Origin of the sequence: Agrobacterium vitis (assembly GCF_013426735.1) — a bacterium.
In the GTDB taxonomy this organism is placed as follows: domain Bacteria; phylum Pseudomonadota; class Alphaproteobacteria; order Rhizobiales; family Rhizobiaceae; genus Allorhizobium; species Allorhizobium vitis_D.
Window position 1 is genome coordinate 626,954 of record NZ_AP023272.1, and the last position, 25,704, is coordinate 652,657.

At 57.9% G+C, this 25,704-nt stretch carries 22 protein-coding genes; 19 read left to right on the forward strand and 3 right to left on the reverse strand.

The genetic code is table 11. The features are described from left to right. Window position 1: 1 nt before the first annotated feature. Window positions 2–646, forward strand: coding sequence for a class I SAM-dependent methyltransferase (locus H1Y61_RS02855; protein ID WP_180573658.1), 645 nt, complete (start codon window positions 2–4; stop codon window positions 644–646). 14 nt (window positions 647–660) lie between these two features. Here the strand turns inward: H1Y61_RS02855 and H1Y61_RS02860 are convergent, their stop codons facing one another. Continuing rightward, entirely contained in the window at window positions 661–999 is a 339-nt protein-coding gene (locus H1Y61_RS02860; RefSeq protein WP_180572327.1) for a hypothetical protein, read from the reverse strand. A 315-nt stretch (window positions 1,000–1,314) separates the two neighbouring features. Between H1Y61_RS02860 and sdhC the strand changes: the two genes are divergently transcribed. The 15 genes from sdhC (at window position 1,315) to lpdA (ending at window position 17,829) form a co-directional block, all read left to right on the forward strand. Continuing rightward, window positions 1,315–1,707 carry a succinate dehydrogenase, cytochrome b556 subunit gene (sdhC, locus tag H1Y61_RS02865; RefSeq protein ID WP_015917404.1) on the forward strand — a complete coding sequence of 131 codons (393 nt, stop codon included), beginning with the start codon at window positions 1,315–1,317 and terminating at the stop codon, window positions 1,705–1,707. Window positions 1,708–1,719: 12 nt separating this feature from the next. Then, entirely contained in the window at window positions 1,720–2,100 is a 381-nt protein-coding gene (sdhD, locus tag H1Y61_RS02870; protein ID WP_015917403.1) for a succinate dehydrogenase, hydrophobic membrane anchor protein, read from the forward strand. A 6-nt stretch (window positions 2,101–2,106) separates the two neighbouring features. Further along, window positions 2,107–3,963, forward strand: a complete 1,857-nt coding sequence (gene sdhA / locus H1Y61_RS02875) for a succinate dehydrogenase flavoprotein subunit (RefSeq protein ID WP_015917402.1) — start codon at window positions 2,107–2,109, stop codon at window positions 3,961–3,963. 15 nt (window positions 3,964–3,978) lie between these two features. Beyond that, a complete protein-coding gene (locus H1Y61_RS02880; protein WP_015917401.1) occupies window positions 3,979–4,758 on the forward strand; it encodes a succinate dehydrogenase iron-sulfur subunit in 780 nt (259 codons plus the stop codon). Between the two features lie 389 nt (window positions 4,759–5,147). Continuing rightward, entirely contained in the window at window positions 5,148–5,660 is a 513-nt protein-coding gene (locus H1Y61_RS02885) for a protease inhibitor Inh/omp19 family protein (protein WP_015917400.1), read from the forward strand. A gap of 82 nt (window positions 5,661–5,742) precedes the next feature. Then, on the forward strand, window positions 5,743–6,906 hold the full coding sequence (zapE, locus tag H1Y61_RS02890) for a cell division protein ZapE (protein WP_174111987.1): 1,164 nt from the start codon (window positions 5,743–5,745) through the stop codon (window positions 6,904–6,906). A 179-nt stretch (window positions 6,907–7,085) separates the two neighbouring features. After that, a complete protein-coding gene (gene mdh, locus H1Y61_RS02895; protein ID WP_015917398.1) occupies window positions 7,086–8,048 on the forward strand; it encodes a malate dehydrogenase in 963 nt (320 codons plus the stop codon). Window positions 8,049–8,171: 123 nt separating this feature from the next. Next, window positions 8,172–9,368 carry an ADP-forming succinate--CoA ligase subunit beta gene (gene sucC / locus H1Y61_RS02900; RefSeq protein WP_180573659.1) on the forward strand — a complete coding sequence of 399 codons (1,197 nt, stop codon included), beginning with the start codon at window positions 8,172–8,174 and terminating at the stop codon, window positions 9,366–9,368. Window positions 9,369–9,372: 4 nt separating this feature from the next. Beyond that, the gene (locus H1Y61_RS02905; protein WP_015917396.1) at window positions 9,373–9,753 is read left to right on the forward strand and encodes a hypothetical protein; all 381 of its coding nucleotides are present in this window, start codon (window positions 9,373–9,375) and stop codon (window positions 9,751–9,753) included. After that, window positions 9,753–10,655: a succinate--CoA ligase subunit alpha gene (gene sucD / locus H1Y61_RS02910; RefSeq protein ID WP_060718671.1), complete on the forward strand. Its 903-nt coding sequence runs from the start codon at window positions 9,753–9,755 to the stop codon at window positions 10,653–10,655. Before H1Y61_RS02905 ends, sucD begins: the two co-directional genes overlap by 1 nt. A gap of 172 nt (window positions 10,656–10,827) precedes the next feature. Continuing rightward, window positions 10,828–13,824: a 2-oxoglutarate dehydrogenase E1 component gene (locus tag H1Y61_RS02915; protein WP_180573660.1), complete on the forward strand. Its 2,997-nt coding sequence runs from the start codon at window positions 10,828–10,830 to the stop codon at window positions 13,822–13,824. Between the two features lie 57 nt (window positions 13,825–13,881). Next, window positions 13,882–15,111, forward strand: coding sequence for a 2-oxoglutarate dehydrogenase complex dihydrolipoyllysine-residue succinyltransferase (gene odhB, locus H1Y61_RS02920; protein WP_180573661.1), 1,230 nt, complete (start codon window positions 13,882–13,884; stop codon window positions 15,109–15,111). Between the two features lie 113 nt (window positions 15,112–15,224). Beyond that, on the forward strand, window positions 15,225–15,638 hold the full coding sequence (locus H1Y61_RS02925; protein WP_180573662.1) for an MAPEG family protein: 414 nt from the start codon (window positions 15,225–15,227) through the stop codon (window positions 15,636–15,638). 33 nt (window positions 15,639–15,671) lie between these two features. After that, entirely contained in the window at window positions 15,672–16,313 is a 642-nt protein-coding gene (locus tag H1Y61_RS02930) for a LysE family translocator (protein WP_174111982.1), read from the forward strand. Between the two features lie 109 nt (window positions 16,314–16,422). Then, window positions 16,423–17,829 carry a dihydrolipoyl dehydrogenase gene (gene lpdA, locus H1Y61_RS02935; RefSeq protein ID WP_180573663.1) on the forward strand — a complete coding sequence of 469 codons (1,407 nt, stop codon included), beginning with the start codon at window positions 16,423–16,425 and terminating at the stop codon, window positions 17,827–17,829. A 154-nt stretch (window positions 17,830–17,983) separates the two neighbouring features. Here lpdA and H1Y61_RS02940 read toward each other — a convergent pair whose 3' ends face one another. Then, on the reverse strand, window positions 17,984–19,057 hold the full coding sequence (locus H1Y61_RS02940; RefSeq protein ID WP_409363965.1) for a TraB/GumN family protein: 1,074 nt from the start codon (window positions 19,055–19,057) through the stop codon (window positions 17,984–17,986). A 122-nt stretch (window positions 19,058–19,179) separates the two neighbouring features. Next, the gene (locus H1Y61_RS02945) at window positions 19,180–20,115 is read right to left on the reverse strand and encodes a tyrosine recombinase XerC (protein ID WP_180573665.1); all 936 of its coding nucleotides are present in this window, start codon (window positions 20,113–20,115) and stop codon (window positions 19,180–19,182) included. Window positions 20,116–20,459: 344 nt separating this feature from the next. On the opposite strand from H1Y61_RS02945, the gene H1Y61_RS26655 reads away from it, so the two are divergent. The 3 genes from H1Y61_RS26655 (at window position 20,460) to H1Y61_RS02960 (ending at window position 25,703) form a co-directional block, all read left to right on the forward strand. Next, window positions 20,460–22,796, forward strand: a complete 2,337-nt coding sequence (locus H1Y61_RS26655; RefSeq protein WP_235680816.1) for a methyl-accepting chemotaxis protein — start codon at window positions 20,460–20,462, stop codon at window positions 22,794–22,796. 99 nt (window positions 22,797–22,895) lie between these two features. Further along, window positions 22,896–25,115: a primosomal protein N' gene (locus tag H1Y61_RS02955; RefSeq protein WP_180573666.1), complete on the forward strand. Its 2,220-nt coding sequence runs from the start codon at window positions 22,896–22,898 to the stop codon at window positions 25,113–25,115. Window positions 25,116–25,307: 192 nt separating this feature from the next. Beyond that, window positions 25,308–25,703 carry an AGROH133_08824 family phage infection protein gene (locus H1Y61_RS02960; protein ID WP_180573667.1) on the forward strand — a complete coding sequence of 132 codons (396 nt, stop codon included), beginning with the start codon at window positions 25,308–25,310 and terminating at the stop codon, window positions 25,701–25,703. Window position 25,704 lies beyond the last annotated feature (1 nt).

The window sequence follows — 25,704 nt, forward strand, 5'->3', positions numbered from 1 at the left end:
TGTGAAGATCGATCCCCGGCGCTTCATTCTCGACAATACCGATCTCATCGCTCCGCCGCATGTGCCGGAAATCCGGCTGCATCTGGCCAGCGAAGTGCATGATCTCTGGCTGAAAACCGAGGACGATCTGGCGGAAATTGGCCTGCCACCGCCGTTCTGGGCCTTTGCCTGGGCCGGTGGCCAGGGCTTGGCGCGTCATATCCTCGACAATCCGCTGCTTGTGGCGGGCAAGCGGGTGGTGGATTTCGCCAGTGGTTCCGGTTTGGTTGCCATTGCCGCCGCCAAGGCTGGTGCGGTTTCGGTGCTGTGCGTGGACATCGATCCGTTCGTGGATGCGGCAATAGCCCTGAATGCAGCGGAAAACGGGGTGGAACTCGGTTTTTGCGGCAAGGATCTGATCGGTCAGACGTTGGATGCAGACCTGCTGCTTGCTGGCGACGTTTTCTACGACAAGAGCTTTGCCGATCGCCTGGTACCCTGGTTTTCAACGCTATGCGGGCAGGGTACCGATATCCTGGTCGGCGATCCCGGTCGAAGCTATTGCCCGACTGATCGGATGCAGGCCTTGGCGACCTATCAGGTTCCGGTCACGCGGATGCTTGAAGACAGCGAGGTGAAGAAAACCACCGTCTGGAGATTTTGCTGATGGGTCCGCATCGGTCAGGGGCGTATGATGCAAACGCCTGCTTCATAGGTGCAGGGTGAGGCTTCCAGCTGCGCTTTGACGTCGATGATCTTGGCCTTTGGTGCCAAAGGGGTGGTGTTTTGGCCGCTCCTGTCGTAGCGCCAGGCAGAAACACCAAAAGTATAGGTGCCGCCGGGGGTGCCGATCCCTGTGATCGATCCCGCCGCTGAACCGGCATGCGACCTTCTCTGCTGGCCATGATAAGCGGAACCATCATTTGCGCCGCCCGCATAAGCGGCTTGGGCCAGCAAACAACCGCAGGCCAAGGCCAGGACGGGTGCTTTGATACGGGTGATTTTACCAGTGGCAGGCAAGGTTTTTTCTCCGGTCCCCATCAAAACGTGGTTAATAAGAGATTAATTCGAGCCGTGGGAAAATCAAGTCATTCCAGCTATCTGGTCGATTTTCTTAATAACTGCTGTTTATTGTCGCGCCGTACGTCTTTGGTTGGAGAGGCGCGTGATCAGGGACTTGCCAATCGATTAAATTGAAAGCCAGTTTCAAATCCGCCTTGTCCTGCATCAATCGGAGGATTAAAGGTCCAATTTGACGCACTGCACTCCATCAAGGAGCGCCCTATATCCCTTCCATTCCAAAGGTGGAATGCACTTGAACGCCGTGAGGACGAGATGGCGAACGTGACAAAACAACGGCCTTTGTCGCCGCATCTGCAAATCTACAAGCTTGTTCCGACAATGTTGATGTCCATCGTGCATCGCATTACCGGCGGAGCCTTGTATTTTGGGACCGCGCTGGTTGCCTGGTGGCTGATCGCCGCCTCGACGGGAGCGGATTATTACGACTGGGTCTCCTGGTTCATGGGGACGTTCATCGGCAAGATCATTCTGTTCGGCTTCAGCTGGGCGCTGATCCACCACATGCTGGGTGGCATGCGCCATTTCGCATGGGACCTGGGCTATGGTCTGGAGAAACACTTCAACACCAAGCTCGCCAAGGCGACAGCCGTTGCATCCGTCGTCCTGACCGTTCTGGTCTGGGTCGTCGCGTTCATCATCCGCTGAGGGATTTTAATCATGGATATGCGTACACCGCTCGGTAAAGTTCGCGGTCTCGGCTCCGCAAAGGACGGCACGGAGCACTTCTGGCGCCAGCGCCTGACGGCCATCGCCAACGTGCCGCTCATGCTATTCTTCATCATTTTCATGCTGACCCATGCCGGCGCACCCTATGCCGATGTCGTGTCCGCTTTGTCGAACCCTCTCGTGGCTGTTATCATGGGACTGGTCGTGCTTTCCGGCCTGATCCACATGAAGATCGGCATGCAGGAAATCATCGCCGACTATATTCATAACGAAGTTATGAAGATGGGGCTGATGATGCTCAACACATTTTTCGTGGTCATCACGGGTGCGCTCTGTCTTTTCGCCATCCTCAAGATCGCGTTTGTAGGATAATTCATCATGGCAGCGACAAGTTCTTCTTCCAAGGCCGGCCCAACCATCAATGGCCGCAGTTATACCTATGTCGATCACGCTTATGACGTGGTCGTTGTCGGCGCCGGTGGCGCTGGCCTGCGCGCCACGCTCGGCATGGCCGAGCAGGGGTTCAAGACCGCCTGTATCACCAAGGTTTTCCCGACCCGCTCCCACACGGTTGCAGCCCAGGGCGGCATTGCTGCTTCGCTCAACAACATGACGCCGGATTGCTGGCAGTGGCATCTTTACGATACCGTCAAAGGCTCGGACTGGCTGGGCGACGTGGACGCCATGCAATATCTGGCCATGGAAGCGCCAAAGGCGGTCTATGAGCTTGAACATTACGGCGTGCCCTTTTCGCGTAACGAGGAAGGCAAAATCTATCAGCGTCCGTTCGGTGGCCATATGCAGAATTACGGCGAAGGTCCGCCGGTACAGCGCACCTGTGCTGCCGCCGACCGGACCGGCCACGCCATTCTGCATACGCTTTACGGTCAATCCCTGAAGCATAATGCCGAATTCTTCATCGAATATTTCGCCCTCGACCTGATCATGGCCGAGGATGGCCGTTGCACCGGCGTCGTGGCCTGGAACCTCGATGACGGCACGATCCATCGCTTCTCCGCCAAGATGGTGGTGCTGGCGACCGGCGGTTATGGTCGCGCTTATTTCTCGGCAACGTCGGCTCATACCTGCACCGGCGATGGCGGCGGCATGATTGCCCGCGCCGGTCTGCCGCTTCAGGACATGGAATTCGTTCAGTTCCACCCGACCGGTATTTACGGTGCTGGCTGTCTGATCACCGAAGGCGCGCGCGGCGAAGGCGGCTATCTGGTCAATTCCGAGGGTGAGCGTTTCATGGAGCGCTATGCCCCATCGGCGAAGGATCTTGCCTCGCGTGACGTGGTTTCGCGCTGCATGACCCTGGAAATCCGCGAGGGCCGCGGCGTTGGCAAGAACAAGGATCATATCTACCTGCATCTCGACCATCTCGATCCGGCCGTTCTGCATGAGCGCCTGCCGGGCATTTCCGAGAGCGCCAAGATTTTTGCCGGCGTCGATGTGACCCGCGAACCGATCCCGGTTCTGCCGACCGTTCACTACAATATGGGTGGCATTCCGACCAATTACTGGGGCGAAGTGCTGAACGCCGATGCTGAAAATCCCGAGCGGATCGCACCGGGCCTGATGGCTGTCGGTGAAGCCGGTTGCGCTTCGGTGCATGGCGCCAATCGTCTTGGCTCCAACTCCCTGATCGACCTCGTGGTGTTTGGCCGTGCTGCGGCCATCCGTGCGGCGGAAGTGATCGATCGGGTCTCGCCGATCCCTGCACTGAACGTCGCTGCCTGCGATAAGATCATGGAGCGGTTTGACGCCATCCGCCATTCCAGCGGCTCGACGCCAACAGCCGTGCTGCGCGACAAGATGCAGCGCGCCATGCAGGAAGACGCTGCCGTGTTCCGTACCCAGGAAGCGCTGGAAAGCGGCTGCCGTCGTATCTCGGAGATCTGGAAGGAAATGCCAGACATCAAGGTGACGGACCGGTCGCTGGTGTGGAATTCCGATCTGGTGGAAACCCTGGAACTGCACAATCTGATGGCCAATGCCATTACCACGGTTTATGGCGCAGAAGCACGCAAGGAAAGCCGTGGTTCGCATGCCCGCGAGGATTTTGTCGACGGTCCTTATGGTGGTCGCGACGACGTCAACTGGCGCAAGCACACACTGGCCTGGGTCAATGAGGCAGGCGATGTGAAGCTGGATTACCGTCCTGTACACACCGAGCTTCTGGCGGATGGGATCGATCCCAAGAAGATCGAGCCCAAGGCCCGCGTTTACTGATGTGAGGATATCGACATGGTTGAACTGACGCTTCCCAAGAATTCTCAGATCAAGCCGGGCAAGGTCTGGCCAAAGCCTTCAGGTGCCAAGAACCTGCGGGAATACCAGATCTATCGCTGGAGCCCCGATGACGACAAAAATCCAAGCCTCGACACCTATTATGTCGATATGGACGATTGCGGTCCGATGGTTCTCGACGGTCTTCTCTATATCAAGAACAAGATCGATCCGACACTGACGTTCCGCCGGTCCTGTCGTGAGGGCATTTGCGGCTCCTGCGCGATGAATATCGATGGCACCAACACGCTGGCCTGCACCAAGGGGACCGACGAGGTGAAAGGGACCGTGAAGGTCTATCCTCTGCCGCATATGCCTGTGGTCAAGGATCTGGTTCCCGACCTGACCAACTTCTATGCCCAGCACCGCTCTATCGAGCCCTGGCTGAAAACGGTGTCTCCGACGCCGGTTAAGGAATGGAAGCAGAGCCATGACGACCGGCAGAAGCTGGACGGCCTTTATGAGTGCATTCTGTGCGCTTGCTGCTCGACTTCTTGCCCGAGCTATTGGTGGAATGGTGATCGCTATCTCGGCCCCGCCGTGCTGCTACAAGCCTATCGCTGGTTGATCGACAGCCGTGATGAGGCCAAGGGCGAGCGTCTGGATAATCTGGAAGATCCCTTCCGGCTCTATCGCTGCCATACGATCATGAATTGCGCGCAAGTCTGTCCAAAGGGCCTCAATCCGGCCAAGGCGATTGCCGAAATCAAGAAAATGATGGTCGAGCGCCGCGTTTGACGCAGGTTGCCCGACGAGGTCAAGCCAAGGCGAAGATGCTCAGGCATCCTCGCCTTGAAGGCATTCCAAATATCTCAAATGCATTGCTTGCTTGAGATATTTGCAAAAGAAACAGGATGATCCATCTTCAATGTCTCATCATGTGAGTGGCGCGGGCGGGCTGCTGTCGCGGTTGCGACAGGCTCTGGCGGCGCTATTGGCTGCATCTCACGTGGTTTTGTAATGAAAATATCGATCTTCTGGACGCAAACGCGCTATTTGCTTGCCATTGAAGAGGCTTCTGCCTTGATTTCAAACCAGCTTTGGCGCTAGTTTCCGGGCGTTTGGTGCATGATAGCTGCCGCCGAAAGGCGAAAGCTGACGATGATGAAGCAACCGGGAGTGTTAGGATGAAACTGAAATTTGCGGCGACGGGTTTGATGGTCGTGCTTTCTCTTGCCGGGTGTCAGCGTACGTCAAGCGATTACGGTTCCTCGTCACTGCCGCCTTTGCAGGCACAGCCGGTGCCTCAAGTCCAGTCGGGGCAATTGCCGCCTCCAGGTGCGAGCCAGTTTCCGGTCGCTCCCACGTCTAACCAGAGCGCTGCCTTGACACCGAACGCGCCGCCGCCGGGTAGCTCGCTCGATTTCACCAAGGAACAGATGGTTGGCAATTGGCGTGTGGCCAATGGCCAGTCCAGCTGCGACATGTTCCTGACCCTCACCAATCTGGGTGGTGGATCGCGCGGCGGTACGCGCGGTTGCGTCGGCCCGCTGACGACGATGGGCGCCTGGGACGTCGCCAACAAGCAGTTGATGCTGAAGGATCGCGACGGCAATGTGATCGGCACACTCTACAAGACAGCAGACAATCGCTTCAACGGCTCCACCAGCGCTGGTCAGCCTGTCAGCCTCAGCCGGTAAGGGTGGGCTGAGCCACCCTTCATTCTGATGCCTGCCCTTTGATGCGATAGGGGGCGGGCCTATATCCCCCGCGGAGTTCGACATGCAGCCTGTGCCCGATTATGCCCTCAGCGTCAGCGAGGATCTGAAGGCGCGGACCCTGTCGGGGGAACTGATGGCCGACCCCGCCCAGATGGCGGTTGCCGCCCGGCTTGATCGTATCCTTCTCCAATTGAAAGAACGCAAGCCAGCGAAGAAGTCCTCGGCGCTTGGCTGGATCTTTGCGCGGCATCGAGCGCCCCAAACCAAAATCATGGGGCTTTATGTGCATGGCAGCGTCGGGCGTGGCAAAACCATGCTGATGGACCTGTTCTTTCGCATGGCGCCCGTGGAAAAGAAGCGGCGGGCGCATTTTCATGAATTCATGGCCGATGTGCATAATCGCATTCACATCCATCGGCAGAAACTCAAAAATGGCGAGACAAAACAGGCCGATCCCGTGCCGCCGGTTGCGGAGCAACTGGCTACTGAGGCCGGGCTTTTGTGCTTCGATGAATTCACCGTTACCGATATTGCCGATGCAATGATCCTGTCGCGGTTGTTTACCGAGCTTTTCGCTCGCGGCTGCATTCTGGTGGCGACCTCCAATGTCGAGCCGGACAATCTTTATCCGGATGGGTTGAACCGGGGTCTGTTTGTGCCGTTCATTGGCTTGCTCAAGCAATATGTCGAGATCCTCTCGCTCGATTCGCCGACCGATTACCGGCTGGAAAAGGCCGACCAGCTGCCGATCTATCTCTCTCCGGCAGATGCTGTAGCGGATCGGGAAATGGACCGTGCCTGGAAAATGATGACCGCAGGCCGCCTGGAAAAGCCGCTGGATATCGAAATGAAGGGCAGGCTTTTGCCGGTGAAGCGGGCCGTTGGAAAAATGGCCCGCTTCACGTTTGCCGAGCTGTGCGAGCAGCCGCTGGGTGCGTCCGATTATTTGGCGCTTGCCAACCGGTTTCATACAATCTTCGTCGATCATATTCCCTATCTCGGGCCTGAAAAACGCAATCAGACAAAGCGCTTCATCATCCTGATCGACGCACTCTATGACCATCATGTGCGGGTGCATGCCAGCGCTGCGGCTGAGCCCGAAGCCTTGTTGACGGCGAGAAAGGGAACCGAAGGGTTCGAATTCGACCGGACAGCATCGCGGCTGTTTGAGATGCGTAGCCGTGAATATCTTGAAGCGCATGCAGGCCGCATTGCGGAAATGTGAAGAATTGATGACTTAATATCTTACCTTTACGTAAGAATTTTATAGTCTAAACGATTGAAAAATATGCTCTCATAAATATCGGTTGCGCTTTTTTCCAGGTCGCGCTATGCGAATGGCCCAAAGGCCGGTCACTCTATTGGAGGGCCGACTTGGTTTTGGATCTAAAAGGAAGCACTTCAATGGCGCGCAACAAGATCGCACTTATTGGTTCTGGAATGATCGGTGGTACGCTGGCCCATCTGGCTGGCTTGAAGGAACTGGGCGACATCGTCCTGTTCGATATTGCCGATGGCGTACCGCAGGGTAAGGGTCTCGACATTGCGCAGTCGTCGCCCGTTGAAGGCTTCAATGCCAAGCTGACCGGTTCGAGCGACTACGCCGCCATCGAAGGTGCGGATGTCTGCATCGTCACCGCTGGTGTGCCGCGCAAGCCCGGCATGAGCCGCGACGACCTGCTCGGCATCAACCTCAAGGTCATGGAACAGGTTGGCGCTGGCATCAAGAAATATGCCCCCAACGCCTTCGTGATCTGCATCACCAATCCGCTTGATGCCATGGTCTGGGCGTTGCAGAAGTTCTCCGGCCTTCCGGCCAACAAGGTTGTCGGCATGGCTGGCGTGCTCGACAGCTCGCGCTTCCGCCTGTTCCTGGCTGAAGAATTCAATGTTTCGGTTCAGGACGTCACGGCTTTCGTGCTTGGCGGCCATGGCGACACAATGGTGCCGCTGGCTCGTTACTCCACGGTCGGTGGCATTCCGCTGACCGATCTGGTCAAGATGGGATGGGTCACCGCTGAACGCCTGGAAGAGATCATCCAGCGTACCCGTGATGGCGGCGCCGAAATCGTCGGCCTGTTGAAGACCGGTTCCGCTTTCTACGCCCCGGCTGCCTCGGCGATCGAAATGGCCGAATCCTACCTCAAGGACAAGAAGCGCGTTCTGCCTTGCGCTGCACACCTGACCGGTCAGTACGGCGTCAAGGATATGTATGTCGGCGTGCCCACGGTGATCGGTGCTGGCGGGGTCGAACGCGTCATCGAGATCGAACTGAACAAGGACGAAGAAGCGGCTTTCCAGAAGTCGGTCGGCGCTGTCGCCGGTCTCTGCGAAGCCTGCATCAATATCGCTCCGGCTCTCAAGTAATCGCCTTTGGCGGCTGCGCCTTCATCTGCGGATGATGGCGCAGCCGCGCATGGTTTTAACGCAGTTCTGAGCCGGGCGGCATGGCCGCTGGTTCTGGAATTGCTCCGAACACAGGACCAGACGATGAATATTCATGAATATCAGGCCAAGGCTCTGCTGAAGAGCTTTGGTGCTCCGGTTGCCGAAGGTGTGGCAATCTTTTCCGCTGATGAAGCCGAAGCCGCCGCAAAGCAGCTTCCTGGCCCGCTTTATGTCGTCAAGAGCCAGATTCACGCTGGTGGTCGCGGCAAGGGCAAGTTTAAAGAACTCGGCCAGGATGCCAAGGGCGGCGTTCGCCTGGCGTTCTCGATCGACGAAGTGAAGTCGCATGTTGCTGAAATGCTCGGCAACACGCTGGTGACCAACCAGACCGGCCCTGCTGGCAAGCAGGTGAACCGCCTGTACATCGAAGACGGTGCAGACATCGAACGCGAACTTTATCTGTCGCTGCTCGTAGACCGCGCTGTTGGTCAGGTTGCTTTCGTGGTTTCCACCGAAGGCGGCATGGACATTGAAACGGTTGCCCACGACACCCCGGAAAAGATCATCAGCGTTGCGATTGATCCAGAAGCTGGTGTAACGGCTGCCAATCTCGAAGCCCTGACTGCGGCTCTGAAGCTCGAAGGCGAAGCCAAGGCTGACGCTGAAAAGCTGTTCCCGATCCTCTACAAGGCCTTTGTCGAAAAGGACATGGCGCTTCTGGAAGTGAACCCGCTGATCGTCATGAAGAACGGCCGTATGCGCGTTCTCGATGCGAAGATGTCTTTCGACGGCAACGCTCTGTTCCGCCACGAAGACGTTGTAGCGCTTCGCGACAAGACGGAAGAAGACGCCAAGGAAATCGAAGCCTCCAAGTATGATCTGGCCTATGTTGCTCTCGACGGCAATATCGGATGCATGGTCAACGGTGCAGGTCTTGCCATGGCAACCATGGACATCATCAAGCTCTACGGTGCTGAGCCGGCAAACTTCCTCGACGTTGGTGGCGGCGCGACCAAGGAAAAGGTCACGGCAGCCTTCAAGATCATCACGGCTGATCCGGCTGTGAAGGGCATTCTGGTCAACATCTTCGGCGGCATCATGAAGTGTGATGTGATTGCCGAAGGCGTTCTGGCTGCCGTCAAGGACGTCGGCCTCACCGTTCCACTCGTTGTTCGCCTCGAAGGCACCAATGTCGAGCTGGGCAAGAAAATCATCAACGAATCCGGTCTCAACGTCATTTCGGCGGATGATCTGGACGATGCTGCGCAGAAGATCGTCGCAGCCGTGAAGGCAGCGTGATCTGATGGCTGATACATCCAAGACCGTGAAGCGCCAGCCTTTTGGCCCGAATGAGACAGATATCAATCTGTGCTACTTCGTCTGCTTCGACAGTGAGCTTCCAACCGATGGCGACGTCGCCGAACGCTGGGTGCATTTCAACGACAATGACGATGCGCTCGCCTATTTCGCTGACAAGTCCAAGGATGCGAGCCTCTTTGTCTGGAAGGGCGAGCTTGCCATTGCCAAGGGCGACGGCCAGTTCGATTGGTTCTTTACCCAATGGTCCAAGAGCCTTGAGAAGCAGCTGACGCAGAAGCCAGCCAAGGGCATGGGCTATCGCTTTTCCAATGACGCCTTTGAGGCATTTGAACCCCTCGAATTCGAGGAAGAGGAAGCCGAGTAATGTCGATTCTGATCAATAAAGACACCAAGGTTCTCGTACAGGGCCTGACCGGCAAGACCGGCACTTTCCATACCGAACAGGCGCTTGCCTATTATGGCACCAAGATGGTCGGCGGTATTCATCCTTCCAAGGGTGGCAGCAACTGGACCGGCTCCAAGGGCGAAACCCTGCCGATCTTCGCATCTGTTGCCGAAGGCAAGGACGTGACGGGTGCAAATGCATCGGTAATCTACGTTCCGCCAGCCGGCGCTGCTGCTGCGATCATCGAAGCCATCGAAGCTGAAATTCCGCTGATCGTCTGCATCACGGAAGGTATTCCGGTCGCCGACATGGTCAAGGTCAAGGCTCGCCTCGACAAGTCCAAGTCGCGCCTGATCGGCCCCAACTGCCCAGGCGTGATGACGCCGGAAGAATGCAAGATCGGCATTATGCCGGGCTCGATCTTCCGCAAGGGGTCTGTTGGCGTGTTGTCGCGTTCCGGCACTTTGACCTATGAGGCTGTGTTCCAGACCTCGAATGAAGGCCTTGGCCAGACTTCGGCTGTCGGTATCGGCGGCGACCCGGTCAAGGGCACCGAGTTCATCGACATCCTGGAAATGTACCTCGCTGACGAAGCCACCAAGTCGATCATCATGATCGGTGAAATCGGTGGTTCGGCTGAAGAAGAGGCTGCACAGTTCCTCAAGGACGAAGCCAAGAAGGGCCGCAAGAAGCCGATGGTTGGCTTCATCGCCGGTCGTACGGCTCCTCCCGGTCGCACCATGGGTCACGCAGGCGCTGTGATCTCCGGCGGCAAGGGCGGCGCGGAAGACAAGATCGAAGCCATGGAATCGGCTGGCATTCGGGTTTCGCCCTCGCCAGCCCGCCTTGGCAAGACGCTGGTTGAAGTTCTCAAGGGCTGAGACCACATAGAGATGAGCGGGTAGACGTCTTTATGGCGTCTGCCCGTGCAAGCATTTCAAGTCCAGCCGAGCGCAAGCCTTGACTGGCAGATATTCGACAAGCCGAATATTCGGTCGAATAGTTCGGTGATGACCTCAAGTCGGGAGGCGGGCACGAGGCCCGCAAAAAACCATGGCAAGGCAAGAAGCCAACGAGCAGTTTCAGATCACCTCGTTCCTGGACGGATCGAATGCGATCTATATCGAGCAGCTTTATGCGCGTTACGAAGACGATCCGAATTCGGTATCGCCTGAGTGGCAATCCTTCTTCAAGGCGCTGGGCGATAATCCAAGCGACGTGAAAAAGGCAGCCAAGGGAGCCTCCTGGCAGCGGAGCAATTGGCCGCTGACACCCCGCACCGATCTGGTTTCGGCGCTTGATGGGAATTGGGGTCTGGTCGAGAAGGCCATTGAAACCAAGGTCAAGGGCAAGGCAGAAGCCGCAGCCGCAACCACGGGCAAACCGGTTTCTGAAACCGATGTGTTGCAGGCGACCCGTGATAGCGTGCGCGCCATCATGATGATCCGCGCTTATCGCATGCGCGGTCATTTGCACGCCAAGCTCGACCCGCTCGGCATTGCTACTGCGGTTGAAGATTACAACGAGCTGTCGCCATCGTCCTACGGCTTTACTGATGCAGATTTTGATCGCAAGATCTTCATCGATAACGTTCTGGGGCTGGAATATGCCACCGTGCGTGAGATGATCGAAATTCTTGAGCGTACCTATTGCTCGACGCTCGGTTTCGAATTCATGCACATTTCCAATCCGGAAGAAAAATCCTGGATTCAGGAGCGCATCGAAGGCCCCGATAAAGGTGTAGATTTTACCGTAGAGGGCAAGAAAGCCATTCTGCAAAAGCTGGTTGAGGCTGAAGGCTTCGAGCAGTTCATCGATGTGAAGTACAAGGGCACCAAGCGCTTTGGTCTGGATGGCGGCGAATCGCTGATCCCGGCGCTGGAGCAGATCATCAAGCGCGGCGGTCAGGAAGGTCTCGAAGAGGTTGTGCTCGGCATGGCGCATCGCGGCCGTCTGAACGTGCTGACCAATGTGATGCACAAGCCGCATCGCGCCGTGTTCCACGAGTTCAAGGGTGGTTCGTTCAAGCCTGATGAAGTCGAAGGCTCCGGCGACGTGAAGTACCATCTGGGTGCCTCGTCCGACCGCGAATTCGATGGCAACAAGGTTCACTTGTCGCTGACGGCCAACCCGTCACATCTGGAAATCGTTAACCCCGTGGTGATGGGTAAGGCCCGTGCCAAGCAGGACCAGCTTGCCAAAGTCTGGGAAGGTGACGTGATTCCGCTGAAGGAACGCGCCAAGGTTCTGCCGCTGCTGCTGCATGGTGACGCTGCCTTTGCGGGTCAGGGCGTTGTGGCTGAAATTCTCGGCCTGTCTGGTCTGCGCGGTCACCGCGTGGCTGGCACGATGCATGTGATCATCAATAACCAGATCGGCTTTACCACCAATCCGGGCTTCTCGCGCTCGTCGCCTTATCCATCGGATGTGGCCAAGATGATCGAAGCGCCGATCTTCCATGTGAATGGTGACGATCCGGAAGCTGTGGTCTATGCCGCCAAGGTGGCCACTGAATTCCGCATGAAGTTCCACAAGCCTGTGGTTGTGGACATGTTCTGCTACCGTCGCTTTGGCCATAATGAAGGTGATGAGCCTTCGTTCACCCAGCCAAAGATGTACAAGGAAATCCGCTCCCATAAGACGGTTGTTCAGGTCTATGGTGATCGTCTGATTGCTGAAGGCGTGATTACCGAAGGCGATCTTGAAAAGATGAAGGCCGATTGGCGCGCCAATCTTGAGCAGGAATTCGAGGCCGGCCAGTCCTACAAGCCCAACAAGGCTGACTGGTTGGATGGCGTCTGGTCCGGTCTTCGCGCCGCCGACAATGCCGATGAGCAGCGTCGCGGCAAGACAGCCATGCCGATGAAGTCCCTGAAGGAGATTGGTCGCAAGCTGTCAACAATTCCTGATGGGTTCAAGGCGCATCGCACCATCCAGCGCTTCATGGAAAACCGTGCGCAGATGATCGAGACCGGCGAGGGCATCGATTGGGCGATGGCCGAGGCCCTGGCCTTTGGTTCGCTGGTTGTCGAAGGCCACAAGATCCGCCTGTCTGGCCAGGATTGCGAGCGCGGCACATTCAGCCAGCGTCATTCGGTGCTTTATGATCAGGAAAGCGAAGATCGCTATATTCCGCTGGCCAACCTGGCGCCTAACCAGGCCCGCTACGAAGTCATCAATTCGATGCTGTCGGAAGAGGCTGTGCTTGGTTTTGAATACGGCTATTCGCTGGCCCGCCCGAATGCGCTGACCCTGTGGGAAGCCCAGTTCGGTGACTTCGCCAACGGCGCCCAGGTGGTGTTCGACCAGTTCATCTCGTCGGGTGAACGCAAGTGGCTTCGCATGTCCGGCCTCGTCTGCCTTCTGCCGCATGGCTATGAAGGTCAGGGACCGGAACACTCTTCGGCTCGTCTGGAGCGCTGGCTGCAAATGTGCGCCGAAGACAATATGCAGGTGGCCAACGTCACGACGCCGAGCAATTACTACCATATCCTGCGCCGTCAGGTGAAACGCGACTTCCGTAAGCCGCTGATCCTGATGACGCCGAAGTCGCTGCTGCGCCACAAGCGGGCACAGTCTACCCTGGCGGAAATGGCAGGCGAAAGCTCGTTCCATCGCCTGCTGTGGGATGATGCCGAGATCATCAAGGACGGTCCGATCAAGCTCCAGAAGGATGCCAAGATCCGCCGCGTGGTGATGTGTAGCGGCAAAGTTTATTATGACCTGCTGGAAGAGCGCGAAAAGCGTGGCATCGACGATGTCTACTTGCTGCGTATCGAACAGCTCTATCCGTTCCCGGCCAAGGCGCTGATCAATGAGCTCAGCCGCTTCCGCAATGCGGAAATGGTCTGGTGCCAGGAAGAGCCGAAGAACATGGGGGCCTGGTCCTTCATCGATCCTTACCTGGAATGGGTGCTGGCTCATATCGACGCCAAGTATCAGCGCGTGCGCTATACCGGCCGTCCGGCTGCCGCCTCTCCGGCAACAGGCCTGATGTCCAAGCATCTCGCCCAGTTGCAAGCCTTCCTGGAGGACGCACTCGGCGGCTGATGCTGCCGGGTCCACCCTTTCGCTCGAAATCCATATCGATCAACGGAATTTATCATCATGGCCACTGAAATCCGCGTCCCCACTCTGGGTGAATCCGTCAGCGAAGCCACCGTCGGCACCTGGTTCAAGAAAGTCGGCGATGTCGTCAAGGCGGACGAGCCGCTCGTGGAACTGGAAACCGACAAGGTAACGGTTGAAGTCCCTTGTCCTGCATCGGGCGTTTTGACCGAAATCGTCGCCCAGAACGGTGAAACGGTTGGTCTCGGCGCTCTGCTCGGCCAGATCGCCGAAGGCGCATCGGCTGGTGCGGCCGCGCCTGCTCCTGCTGCTGCCCCGGCGCCTGCTGCTACACCTGCCCAGGCGGCCCCTGCCGCGCCGGCTGCGGGTTCTGCCATGCCAGCAGCGCCTGCCGCAGCCAAGATGCTGGCTGAAAACAATATCTCCGCCGATCAGGTGGATGGCTCCGGCAAGCGTGGCCAGGTGCTGAAGGGTGACGTGATCGCTGCCGTCGCCAAGGGCGCTTCGGCACCGGCGGCTGCTCCGGCCCCGGTTGCAGCGCCGCGTCCGGTGTCCTCCGCCGACGATGCATCCCGCGAAGAGCGCGTCAAGATGACCCGTCTGCGCCAGACCATCGCCAAGCGCTTGAAGGATGCCCAGAACACGGCTGCCATGCTGACCACCTATAACGAGGTGGACATGTCGGCGGTGATGAGCCTGCGCAACAAATACAAGGACATTTTTGAAAAGAAGCATGGCGTCAAGCTGGGCTTCATGGGCTTCTTCACCAAGGCCGTCACCCACGCCTTGAAGGAACTGCCTGCCGTCAACGCTGAGATCGACGGCACCGATATCATCTACAAGAACTACTGCCATGTCGGCATGGCCGTCGGCACCGACAAGGGCCTGGTCGTTCCTGTGATCCGCGATGCTGACCAGATGTCGATTTCGGAAGTCGAAAAGGATCTCGGTCGTCTTGCCAAGGCTGCCCGCGATGGTTCGCTGTCAATGGCTGACATGCAAGGCGGCACGTTCACCATCACCAATGGCGGTGTCTACGGTTCGCTAATGTCTTCGCCGATCCTCAATGCGCCGCAGTCCGGTATCTTGGGCATGCACAAGATCCAGGATCGTCCGGTTGTTGTTGGTGGTCAGATCGTCATCCGCCCGATGATGTACCTGGCGCTATCCTATGACCACCGGATTGTTGACGGCAAGGAAGCCGTAACCTTCCTCGTGCGCGTCAAGGAAAGCCTGGAAGATCCGGAACGTTTGGTTCTCGACCTCTAATACACAAAATGAGATCGTCTTGCGCTGCCAATAGGTGGCGGAAGATGTCAGATCACAAAATGCGATGCGGCATTCCATCGGGAATGGTGTGAACCAAAAAGTGGAGCATGAACATGCAACCGACTTTTCTTGCCGCTTCGCCTTTTTTGCCGCTGATTGGTATCAGTGTGCTTCTGTTGATCGTCCACATCATGCTGCAAGGCATGACGGCGACAAAGGAACTCGGGACAAACTGGAATGCCGGTCCGAGAGATGATGACAGGAAACCGACCGGTCAGCTCGCGGGCCGTGCGGCGCGGTCCTCCACGAATTTCAGGGAGACCTATCCCGGGTTCATTGCCCTTGCATTCGGCCTCATTCTGGCTGGTGATCCACATGGGTTCGGCCTGATCGGTGCATGGGTCTGGCTGGTGTGTCGGATTATCTACATTCCGCTTTATCTGGCGGGAATTCCCTATATCCGGTCGCTGGTATGGGTGGGCTCGATGGCAGGTCTGGTGGCGATGCTGTTGGTCCTGTTGTTTTAAGCGGCTGCTTATGGCGCGGAGTGAGGAAAGTCGATGCATCCCTATCTGTTTGAACTCGCATCCCTGATGGCTATTTTCGCCTTCGCTATCGTCTCTCCCGGTGCTGATCTGGCTATGGTCATGCGCCAATCCCTGGTACATGGACGGCGTGAGGCGATCATCACCAGTTTCGGTGTTGGTTCGTCGCTGATGTTTCATGTGACCTACACCATTCTCGGCCTTGGCCTGATCATCTCCCAGTCGATCTACCTGTTCAATATCGTCAAATGGTGTGGTGTCGCCTATCTGCTTTACATTGGTGTGAAGTCATTGCGGGCGGGTAAATCCGATATGACCGCGCAGCCGACTGTGGAGGCGGGCGATCAAAAACGCCAGTCGATCTCCAAGTCGTTCTTTCTCGGTTTTGCAGCCAATGCTCTCAATCCGAAACCGGTGTTTTTCTTCCTGTCGATCTTCTCCACGGTGGTCAGCGTTCATACGCCGATCGCGGTTAAGTTCGGCTATGGCCTCGTGATGGCGACCTGCCTGATCACCTGGTTTGTCGGCGTCAGTATTTTCATGACGACGCCGAAAATGCGTGCGGCCTTTTCACGCGCCAGCCAATGGATCGACCGCATCAGCGGTGCAGTCTTCATTGTGCTTGGTTTGAAGCTTGCGACGGAAAAGGCCAGTTAATGTGAGCGCTTTGCGCTTGTCTCATGCGGGCCTTGGCCCTGTCTGTTCGTGATTTTGCCGGTACCCACAATGATGGGCGGCATAACGTTTGATGTGAAGGAATGATTGAATGGCATATGATCTTGTTGTCATCGGTAGCGGCCCCGGCGGTTATGTCTGCGCGATCAAGGCTGCCCAGCTTGGAATGAAGGTGGCGGTTGTCGAGAAGCGTGCCACCTATGGCGGCACCTGCCTCAATATCGGCTGCATTCCATCGAAAGCCCTGCTGCATGCGTCCGAAATGTTCCACCATGCCGCCCATGGCATGGCTGAGCTGGGTGTGGATGTCAGCGCGCCGGTCCTGAACCTGCCGAAGATGATGGCGCACAAGGATGCGACCGTGAAAGCCAATGTCGAAGGCGTGTCCTTCCTGTTCAAGAAGAACAAGATCGACGGCGTCATCGGCACCGGCAAGATCGTGGCTGCCGGCAAGGTCTCCGTCACCAATGACAAGGGTGAAGAACAGATCCTCGAAACCAAGAACATCGTCATAGCCACCGGCTCGGATGTGGCTGGCATTCCCGGCGTTGCCGTTGATATCGACGAAAAGATCATCGTCTCTTCCACCGGCGGCATTGCGCTGGACAAGGTGCCGGGCAAGATGATCGTGGTTGGCGGCGGCGTGATTGGCCTTGAGCTTGGCTCGGTCTGGGCGCGTCTGGGTGCCAAGGTCACGGTGGTCGAATATCTCGACACTATTCTCGGCGGCATGGACGGCGAAGTCTCCAAGCAGTTCCAGCGAATGCTGGTCAAGCAGGGCATGGAATTCAATCTCGGCGCCAAGGTGACCGCCGTTGAAAAGACCGGTTCCGGTGCCAAGGTTACGTTCGAACCTGCCAAGGGCGGCGAAGCCACCGTGCTGGAAGCCGATGTCGTGCTGATCGCCACGGGCCGCAAGCCTTACACCACAGGCCTTGGGCTGGAAGACGTTGGTGTTGCCCTCGACAACCGTGGCCGCGTCGAAATCGACAATCACTTCCAGACCAATGTTGCCGGCATTTACGCCATTGGTGACGTGGTCAAGGGTCCAATGCTGGCGCATAAGGCTGAAGATGAAGGTGTCGCGCTTGCGGAAATCCTCTCCGGCCAGCACGGCCATGTGAATTATGATGTCATTCCGGGCGTGGTTTACACCCAGCCGGAAGTTGCCTCCGTCGGCAAGACGGAAGAAGAACTGAAGGCCGCAGGCGTCGCCTACAAGATCGGCAAGTTCCCCTTCACCGCCAATGGCCGCGCCCGCGCCATGCTGGCGACGGACGGTTTCGTTAAGGTCCTTGCCGATAAGGAAAGCGACCGGGTGCTTGGCGTTCACATCATCGGCCTTGGGGCTGGTGAAATGATCCATGAAGCGGCTGTGCTGATGGAATTCGGCGGCTCTTCGGAAGATCTTGGCCGCACCTGCCATGCGCATCCCACCATGTCGGAAGCCGTGAAGGAAGCAGCATTGGCCACCTTCGCCAAGCCGATTCACATGTGATCTGCGCTCTTTTTTAGAGCATCGGACCGAAAGTTAAGAACCGGTTCTCGGATAAATCCGATGCTCTAAAAGAAGAGAGAACTCGCAGTTATTATCGTTTTGCAATCTTGAGAGCTGTGGCTTGATGTTCAAGCCACAGCTTTTCTAATTTGCTTTATTGCAGGGCCGTCAGGGTGAAGCCCTGAGCGCGCAGCAATTCCACCAGCCCTTTTTCGCCCGGCAGATGTAAGGCGCCGACAGCCATGAAGACCTTGCCTTGACTGATAAGCGGACCAGCGCGCTGTGCCATGACTTTGTTGCGGTCGATCACTAGCCGCTGATCGAAATCAGCTTGGCCATCTGCCTTATCTGTTTCATCGTTCGGGGACACTATTTTCAGCATAGGCATGATTTCCCCGACGTCGCCCTTCAAATAAAGGGAGATCATGGTTTCATTGACGTCATTGATCTTGTCACCAAGCTCGACGGCCTCGATCAGCGATTGTAAATGAAAAGCCATCGGCAGGTCGTTCATCGCGGCCAATTGTTCAGCATAGGTTTCCAATCCGACCACCTGCTTGCCGGCCTTGGCGGCATTTTCGGCAATCTGCTTGTCGAGGAAGGACTGTCCCTCGGCTTTGCGGGCCTTTTCGCAGGCCGGAAGTGCGACGAAAGCCGCGAGAATCCAGGGTTTCATTCTGTTGACGGCGGTGAGTGACAGACCTCGTTCTTTCAGTCCGGCTTCGAGCATTGCCGTCTGCTCAGGTGTCAGGCGGCTGGTAATCGTCGTGCCATCGGTAAACATCGACAATTCCGGCTTTGCCAGAAGCGCGAGGGCGGCTTTCTTGTCGTCGAGGACCTCGTCGGATTCAACGATAATGGTATCGGCTGCCGCTGCGGCGTCTGGTGCGCCTTTCGGCATTGTCAGCACGCGCGGGTCGGTAACATGCATGGTGCCAAGCAGGAAGGACGGCGCAATGCCGGGCTTTTCGATCTTCCAGAAAATCGAATGGCCATTCGGAACCTTGGCCGCTTCGGCCTGCAGCGCTTGATAGGCTTTCGGGTCCTTTTGCTGCAAATCCTGCAGGAGATCGCGTCCGGTGCAGGAAAGGTCCTCGGCCTTGGCGAAGCTCGATGACACGATAGCCGCAATCAGCAACGTCAGGAACAGCAGTGGCAAGACCATGATGATGGCCAAGGCCCGGTCAATCCAGCGGGGGGCAGCCCAGCGGGAAACGCTTGTGTTTATCGCTGACATATTCTTGGCTTTAAACATCCTGCCTGCTTTCTGAAGGTCCATCTGGGCGTGTCTGACCGGCGACGCCGGTTCCCTTTTCAAGGACCCTATTTCCCAATTTTAAACATTTGGTATCACGCGCGGGGATGCGCGCGGTCATACACATCCAGTAGCCTTGCCGAATCCACGCCGGTATAGATCTGGGTGGTGGAAAGGCTGGCATGGCCAAGCAATTCCTGAATGGTGCGCAGGTCGCCGCCGCCGCTCAGCAGATGCGTGGCAAAGGAATGGCGCAATGCATGTGGCGTTGCGGTATCCGGCAGGCCGAGTGCCGAGCGTAACCGCTGCATTTCCCGCTGGATGATGCCTTGCTGCAATTTCCCGCCGCGCGCGCCGCGAAACAGCGGCTCTCCGGCTGGGAGGTGATAGGGGCAGAGGCTTTGATAGGATTCAACCGCTTGCCGCACAATGGGCAAGAGCGGCACGAGCCGGGTCTTGTTGCCCTTGCCGGTCACCCGCAGTGTTGTCGTCGTGGCGACGATATCGGCGGGTGTCAGGTCCAGCGCCTCGGAAATGCGCAGGCCGCAGCCATAGAGCAAAGCAAAAACCGCGGCGTCCCGCGCCGCGATCCAAGGCTCCTCGTTCAATTGTGTTTCCGCGGCCACCACCGTCAAAGCCTGGGAGGCACTGAGCGGCTTCGGTAGCGATTTCGGTTGCTTGGGTGAGCGGATGGCTCCGGCACCGGCGGCATTAACCAGGCCTTTGCGTTCCAGATAGCGCAAGAGCGACCGGACACCGGCAAGATGACGACCGAGCGAGCGAGCGCCAGCACCTTCCTTGCGGCGTGACGACAAAAATGCGCGCAGGTCGGAAGGCCGTAACGCCTTGATGTCATCGATTGACGGAGGACCGCCGAAATAACCGGTCAGAAATCCCAGAAACTGACGGGTATCGCGTTCATAGGCGGTCAGCGTATGATCGGCGAGCCGCCTTTGTCCAGACAGGCTCGCAAGCCAATTCTGGCGTTCCGCCAGCAGGTCGGGGGCGGCAATCAACAGCAGTTCTGTCACGGCAGGGCCTTCGTGATTGATAGTCTCATATAATGTGTCTGTCTTGGTCTTAAACAGTCCAGGAATCACACACCAAAGCCATCCTGCCGGAGAGCCATTAGGGAAGGATTAACCGACGCGCCCAGGTCACCGGACTGATGCGACGCATGCCAAGGTGTGCATTGAAAATACCAAATATACTCTTAGTTTATATTGGTTTAGCAATCGTCAAAATCGATTCTATACTTTGGTTTTATACCCTCGATATTGAGGGGATATTTTGAATATATTAATGGTCGGAATATCTAAATATCAGCCAATCTGATGATCTTGTGGGAAGATCTCGACTGGCGAAAGAAACCAACATGCAGTTTAAGTCCATACAAATGAAAATTGCCGTGCTTGCAGGTCTTTGCGTCCTGTCGGCCACGGCTGGCCTGGTTGGCTATGGCATTGTCTCCGCCGGGCAGACAAGAGATTTTGTCGGCGATAACGTCACCAAGCTCACCGAAGCCAAAACCCGGGAAGCCCTGTCCACGCTCGCTTCCACCCAGTCCGGCATCATCCGATCATCGCTGGATGGGGCTTTCGATGCAGCACGGAATCTGGCACGCAGTTTTGAGGTTATTGCAGGCGACAAGGTCAATGGTACGGCGGTGGAGCTGAGGCGCGGGCAGCTTAACGCCATGTTGCTGAACCTACTCAAGGATAATCCACGTTTCAACGGCACCTATAGCGCCTGGGAACCGAACGCACTCGATGGCAATGACGGCCAGTTCCGCGACCGACGCGATCTGGGGTCCGATGCGACAGGGCGCTTCCTGCCCTATTGGACCCGGGATGCGGCGGGCAAGATCGCCATTCAACCGCTTGTCGAATATGACAGTGCGGAATTGCATCCGAACGGAGTGATGAAGGGCGGCTGGTATATCGGTCCGCAGCAGGGCGGGGGCGAGAGCATTCTCGATCCATTGCCCTATATCGTTCAGGGCAAGAACGTGTTTCTTGCCACCATGTCTGTGCCAATCATGATTGATGGCAAGTTTCGCGGTGTCGCTGGGGCCGATTTCGATCTCGGCTTTGTGCAGAAGCTGGCAGAGGATGTGCGCGCCTCACTCTATGGCGGCAAGGCAGGCGTTAAGATCGTGAGTTACAAGGGGTTGGTGGTCGCCGATAGCGAGCATCCCGACACAATCGGGCAGCGTTTTGACAAGACGACACCGGCGCTCTCCGGCCTTCTACCGATGATCCAGGGTGGCAAGGCCGACGTTCTTGCCGATGCCGATCAATTTCAGGCATTTTCCCCAATCGCCATTGGGCGTACCAAGACACCATGGTCGGTGATCGTGTCCGTACCCAGGCCGGTGGCGATGGCCGAGGCAATCAGCCTGGACCAGGCTCTGACCCAGCGCGGCGGCAGTGATATCATCTTCCAGGCTATCGTCGCCCTGATCATTGCGGCCGGCGGTATCGGCGCCATGTGGTTCGTGGCGCTTAGCATTGCCAAGCCCATCCGAGCCATGACGGCCAGCATGGGCCAGCTTGCCGGTGGCGAGACGGATATCACCATTCCTGGCGCGGGCAGGGCCGATGAAATCGGTGCTATGGCCGATGCGGTCGGCGTGTTCCGTGACAATGCAGTCGCTAACCGCCAGTTGGAGCAGGATGCGGCGGCCAGCCGCCAGACAACGGAAACCGAACGTCGCCGCACCGCCGAAATTGACAGGTTGCGGGCTGAAGCGATGGCCCAGGCCACGTCCGGCCTTGCCGATGGCCTCAAGCATCTTGCCAATGCCGATCTGACGTTCCGGCTGGACCAGCCCTTCGCGCCTGAATTCGAAAGCCTGCGGGCCGATTTCAACGCGGCCATCACCCAGTTGCGCGAGGCGATGATCGCCGTGACCCAGGCCTCGCAATCGATTGACAATGGCTCACTGGAAATCAGCGGTAGTTCCGATGAACTGTCCAAGCGCACGGAACAGCAGGCGGCATCGCTGGAAGAGACGGCGGCGGCCCTCGACCAGATCACCGCCAATGTCGGCAATTCTTCCAAGCGTGCCGAAGAAGCAAGAACAGTCGCCGTCGAGGCCAATAGCAGTGCGACCAGCTCGGGCCGTGTTGTGGCGGATGCGGTCAATGCCATGCAGCGGATCGAACAATCGTCCAACCAGATCGCCAATATTATCGGGGTGATCGATGAGATTGCTTTCCAGACCAATCTTCTGGCGCTGAACGCCGGCGTGGAAGCGGCACGCGCGGGCGAGGCTGGCAAGGGTTTTGCCGTCGTCGCTCAGGAAGTCCGCGAGCTTGCCCAGCGCTCCGCCCAGGCGGCCCGCGAAATCAAGGAACTGATCCGCAATTCGACGGTCGAAGTGGACAGAGGCGTGGAACTGGTGCGTAATACCGGCGAATCACTAAAGACCATTGTGGATTATATCGTGACGATCAACCGGCATATGGATGCCATTGCTCTGTCCGCGCGCGAACAGTCTGTCGGGCTGTCCGAAGTCAACACCGCCGTCAACCAGATGGACCAGGTCACCCAGAAAAATGCCGCCATGGTCGAGGAAACCAATGCAGCGAGTGCGGCGCTGGCCTCCGAGGCAACGGTTCTGCTTGATCTGGTCCGGCGGTTTAATCTTCATCCCGCCAATGGAGCCACCGGTTCCCAGCAGCCGACCGGCTTGCGGCGGGTGGGGTGAGCACCCTACTGCCCGCATCCATCCCAGTGTCGGGTGCGGGCGATCACGGCGTAAATTTCCGGTTCCATTTTGTTCTGTTCGGGGGCATGGTCCGGCGCAATGAGCACCGAATCGTCAGATCTGTTTGGTCCGCGCGCCAAGGCCGGTCCTGCCCGCCGCGCCGTCCCCGTCCTGGTGCCCTTGCCGGCGCCGGGGCCTTACAGTTACGCCGTTCCCGATGAGATGATGCTGACGCCGGGCGCCATCGTGCAGGTGCCGCTTGGGCCGCGCAAAGTGGTCGGCGTTGTCTGGGATGGCGAGGGTGACGGGGCCAAGGTCGATCCCGCCAAATTGCGCAGTATCGAAAAGCTGTTCGATTGCCCTCCGCTGGACGTGGGCATGCGCCGGTTCATCGACTGGGTGGCGGCCTATACTCTTTCTCCGCCCGGATTGGTGGCTCGCATGGCCTTGCGTGCGCCTGCCGCTTTCGATCCGGACCCGATGATCGAAGGCTTGCGCTACAGCGGTCATGCCCCGGAAAAACTGACCCCGGCCCGCAGGAAAGTGCTGGAATTGGCTGAGGACGGGCTTTCCTGGACCAAGAGCGGGCTTGCTCATGCGGCAGGGGTCTCGACCTCGGTTGTTGACGGCATGGCAAAGCTCGGCCTGTTTGAAACCGTATTTCTGCCGCCTCCGCCCTTGGTGGCGCTGCCCGATCCGGATTACGCTGCCCATCGTCTCTCCGGTCCGCAGCTGGGCGCAGCTGAGGTGCTGGTGGAGAGTGTTCGGGATGGCGGGTTTTCGGTGGCGCTGATCGATGGCGTCACAGGGTCCGGCAAAACGGAAGTCTATTTCGAAGCGATTGCCGAAACTCTGCGCCAGGGCCGCCAGGTGCTGATCCTTCTACCGGAAATCGCTCTGACCACCGCTTTTCTGGAGCGGTTTCAGGACCGTTTTGGTGCCAAGCCCGGCGAATGGCATTCCGACCTTGCCACCCGGACGCGGGAAAAAGTCTGGCGCCAAACGGCGACAGGCGATATTCGGGTAGTGGCCGGTGCGCGCTCGGCGCTGTTCCTGCCCTTTGCCGATCTGGGGCTGATCATTGTCGATGAGGAGCATGATCCGGCCTTCAAGCAGGAAGACAGGGTGTTCTACAATGCCAGGGACATGGCGGTGGTGCGGGCGCGGATTGCCAGCATTCCTGCCGTGCTGGTCTCGGCCACGCCGTCGGTCGAAAGTCAGGTCAACAGTTATAGCGGTCGATACAAGCGCATTCACCTGCCGACCCGTTTTGCCGATGCGGCCATGCCGGATCTGCATCTTGTCGATATGCGCCGCCATCCGCCGGAACGGGGCGGATTTCTTTCGCCTCTCATGCTGCGGGCCATCGGCAAGACGGTGGAAAAGCAGCAACAGGCACTGTTGTTTCTCAATCGGCGGGGCTATGCGCCGCTGACGCTCTGCCGGGTCTGTGGCCATCGTTTCCAATGCCCGCAATGTTCCAGTTGGCTGGTGGAACACCGGTTTCGCGGCCAGATTCAATGCCATCAATGCGGTTATGCCGAGCCGACGCCCAATGCCTGCCCCGAATGCGGGACGCTGGACCATCTCGTTGCCTGCGGGCCGGGCGTGGAGCGGATTGCCGAGGAGGTGGAGCGGCACTTCCCAGACGCTCGCACGCTGGTCTTGTCGTCGGATCTCGGCGGCGTCAAACGGCTCAGGCTGGAACTGGAAGCCATTGCCAAGGGCGAGGCGGATATCGTCATCGGCACGCAATTGGTGGCCAAGGGGCATAATTTCCCGCTGATGACGCTTGTCGGCATCGTCGATGCCGATATCGGCCTGGCCAATGGTGATCCACGCGCCGCCGAGCGCACCTTTCAACTGTTGAGCCAGGTGACGGGGCGGGCGGGGCGTACCGGTTTGAAGAGTCATGGCCTTTTGCAGACTTATCAGCCGCAGCATCCGGTGATGCAAGCCATTGTTTCCGGCGATGCCGATGCCTTTTACGAGCGGGAAATTACCGAGCGGGAGCGGGCGGTGCTGCCGCCTTACGGACGGCTTGTCTCGATCATCGTGTCGGCGGACAACAGGGCGGATGCCGAAACCCATGCCCGGCAATTGCGCCAGGCCGCCCCTGCTGTCGGCGGCATCGCCATTCTGGGGCCTGCCGAGGCACCGCTGGCGCTGATCCGTGGCCGCCATCGTTTCCGATTGCTCATTCATGGCCGCAAAGCCAGCGACATGCAGGCTTTTGTCGCTGCGATGCTGAGCAATGGCCCGAAAGAGCGTCGCTCCATCCAGGTGCAAGTGGATGTCGATCCGCAGAGCTTTCTTTGATGCCGGGGAATACGACGAATGATTTCCAATAATCCCTCGTATAACGGGCATTCAGCGCTTGAGGTGACGACAGCCAGATATTGCGCCTGGATTTGCCTGTGGCATAAGAGCGCAAATACGATTCATCCTCCTGCTTTGCGCCGCATCCAGGCCTGAGACAGGGACGATCACAGAGGACCACCAGAGGCTGCCATGGAATTCTATTTTCCGACCGAAACCGGCGAGCAACTGGCCTTTGCCAGCGCCGCGCTTTTTGCCCTTCTGGGCCTGTTCATCATGTTTGCCCCGGGCATCACCCTTCGGGGCCTCGGCTTGAGCGGGCGGGAGGGCCGCCGGGAAGGGTTGGCCGCGCTGCGCCTGGGTGGCGGCATGATGACCGGCCTTGGCGCAAGCGCCGTGATGCTGGCCCAGCCGATGCTTTATCTGGCCTATGGGATCACTCTGGGGGTCGGGCTGTTTGGTTTGATTTTGTCGATCCTGTCGGACCATGGGGGAGCTCGCGGAGCGACCTGGCGCAATTTTCACCTTATAATTGCCGTCACTGTTTTAGGCATTTTGCCTTTCATCTACGTCTTTGGCCTGGTGTGAC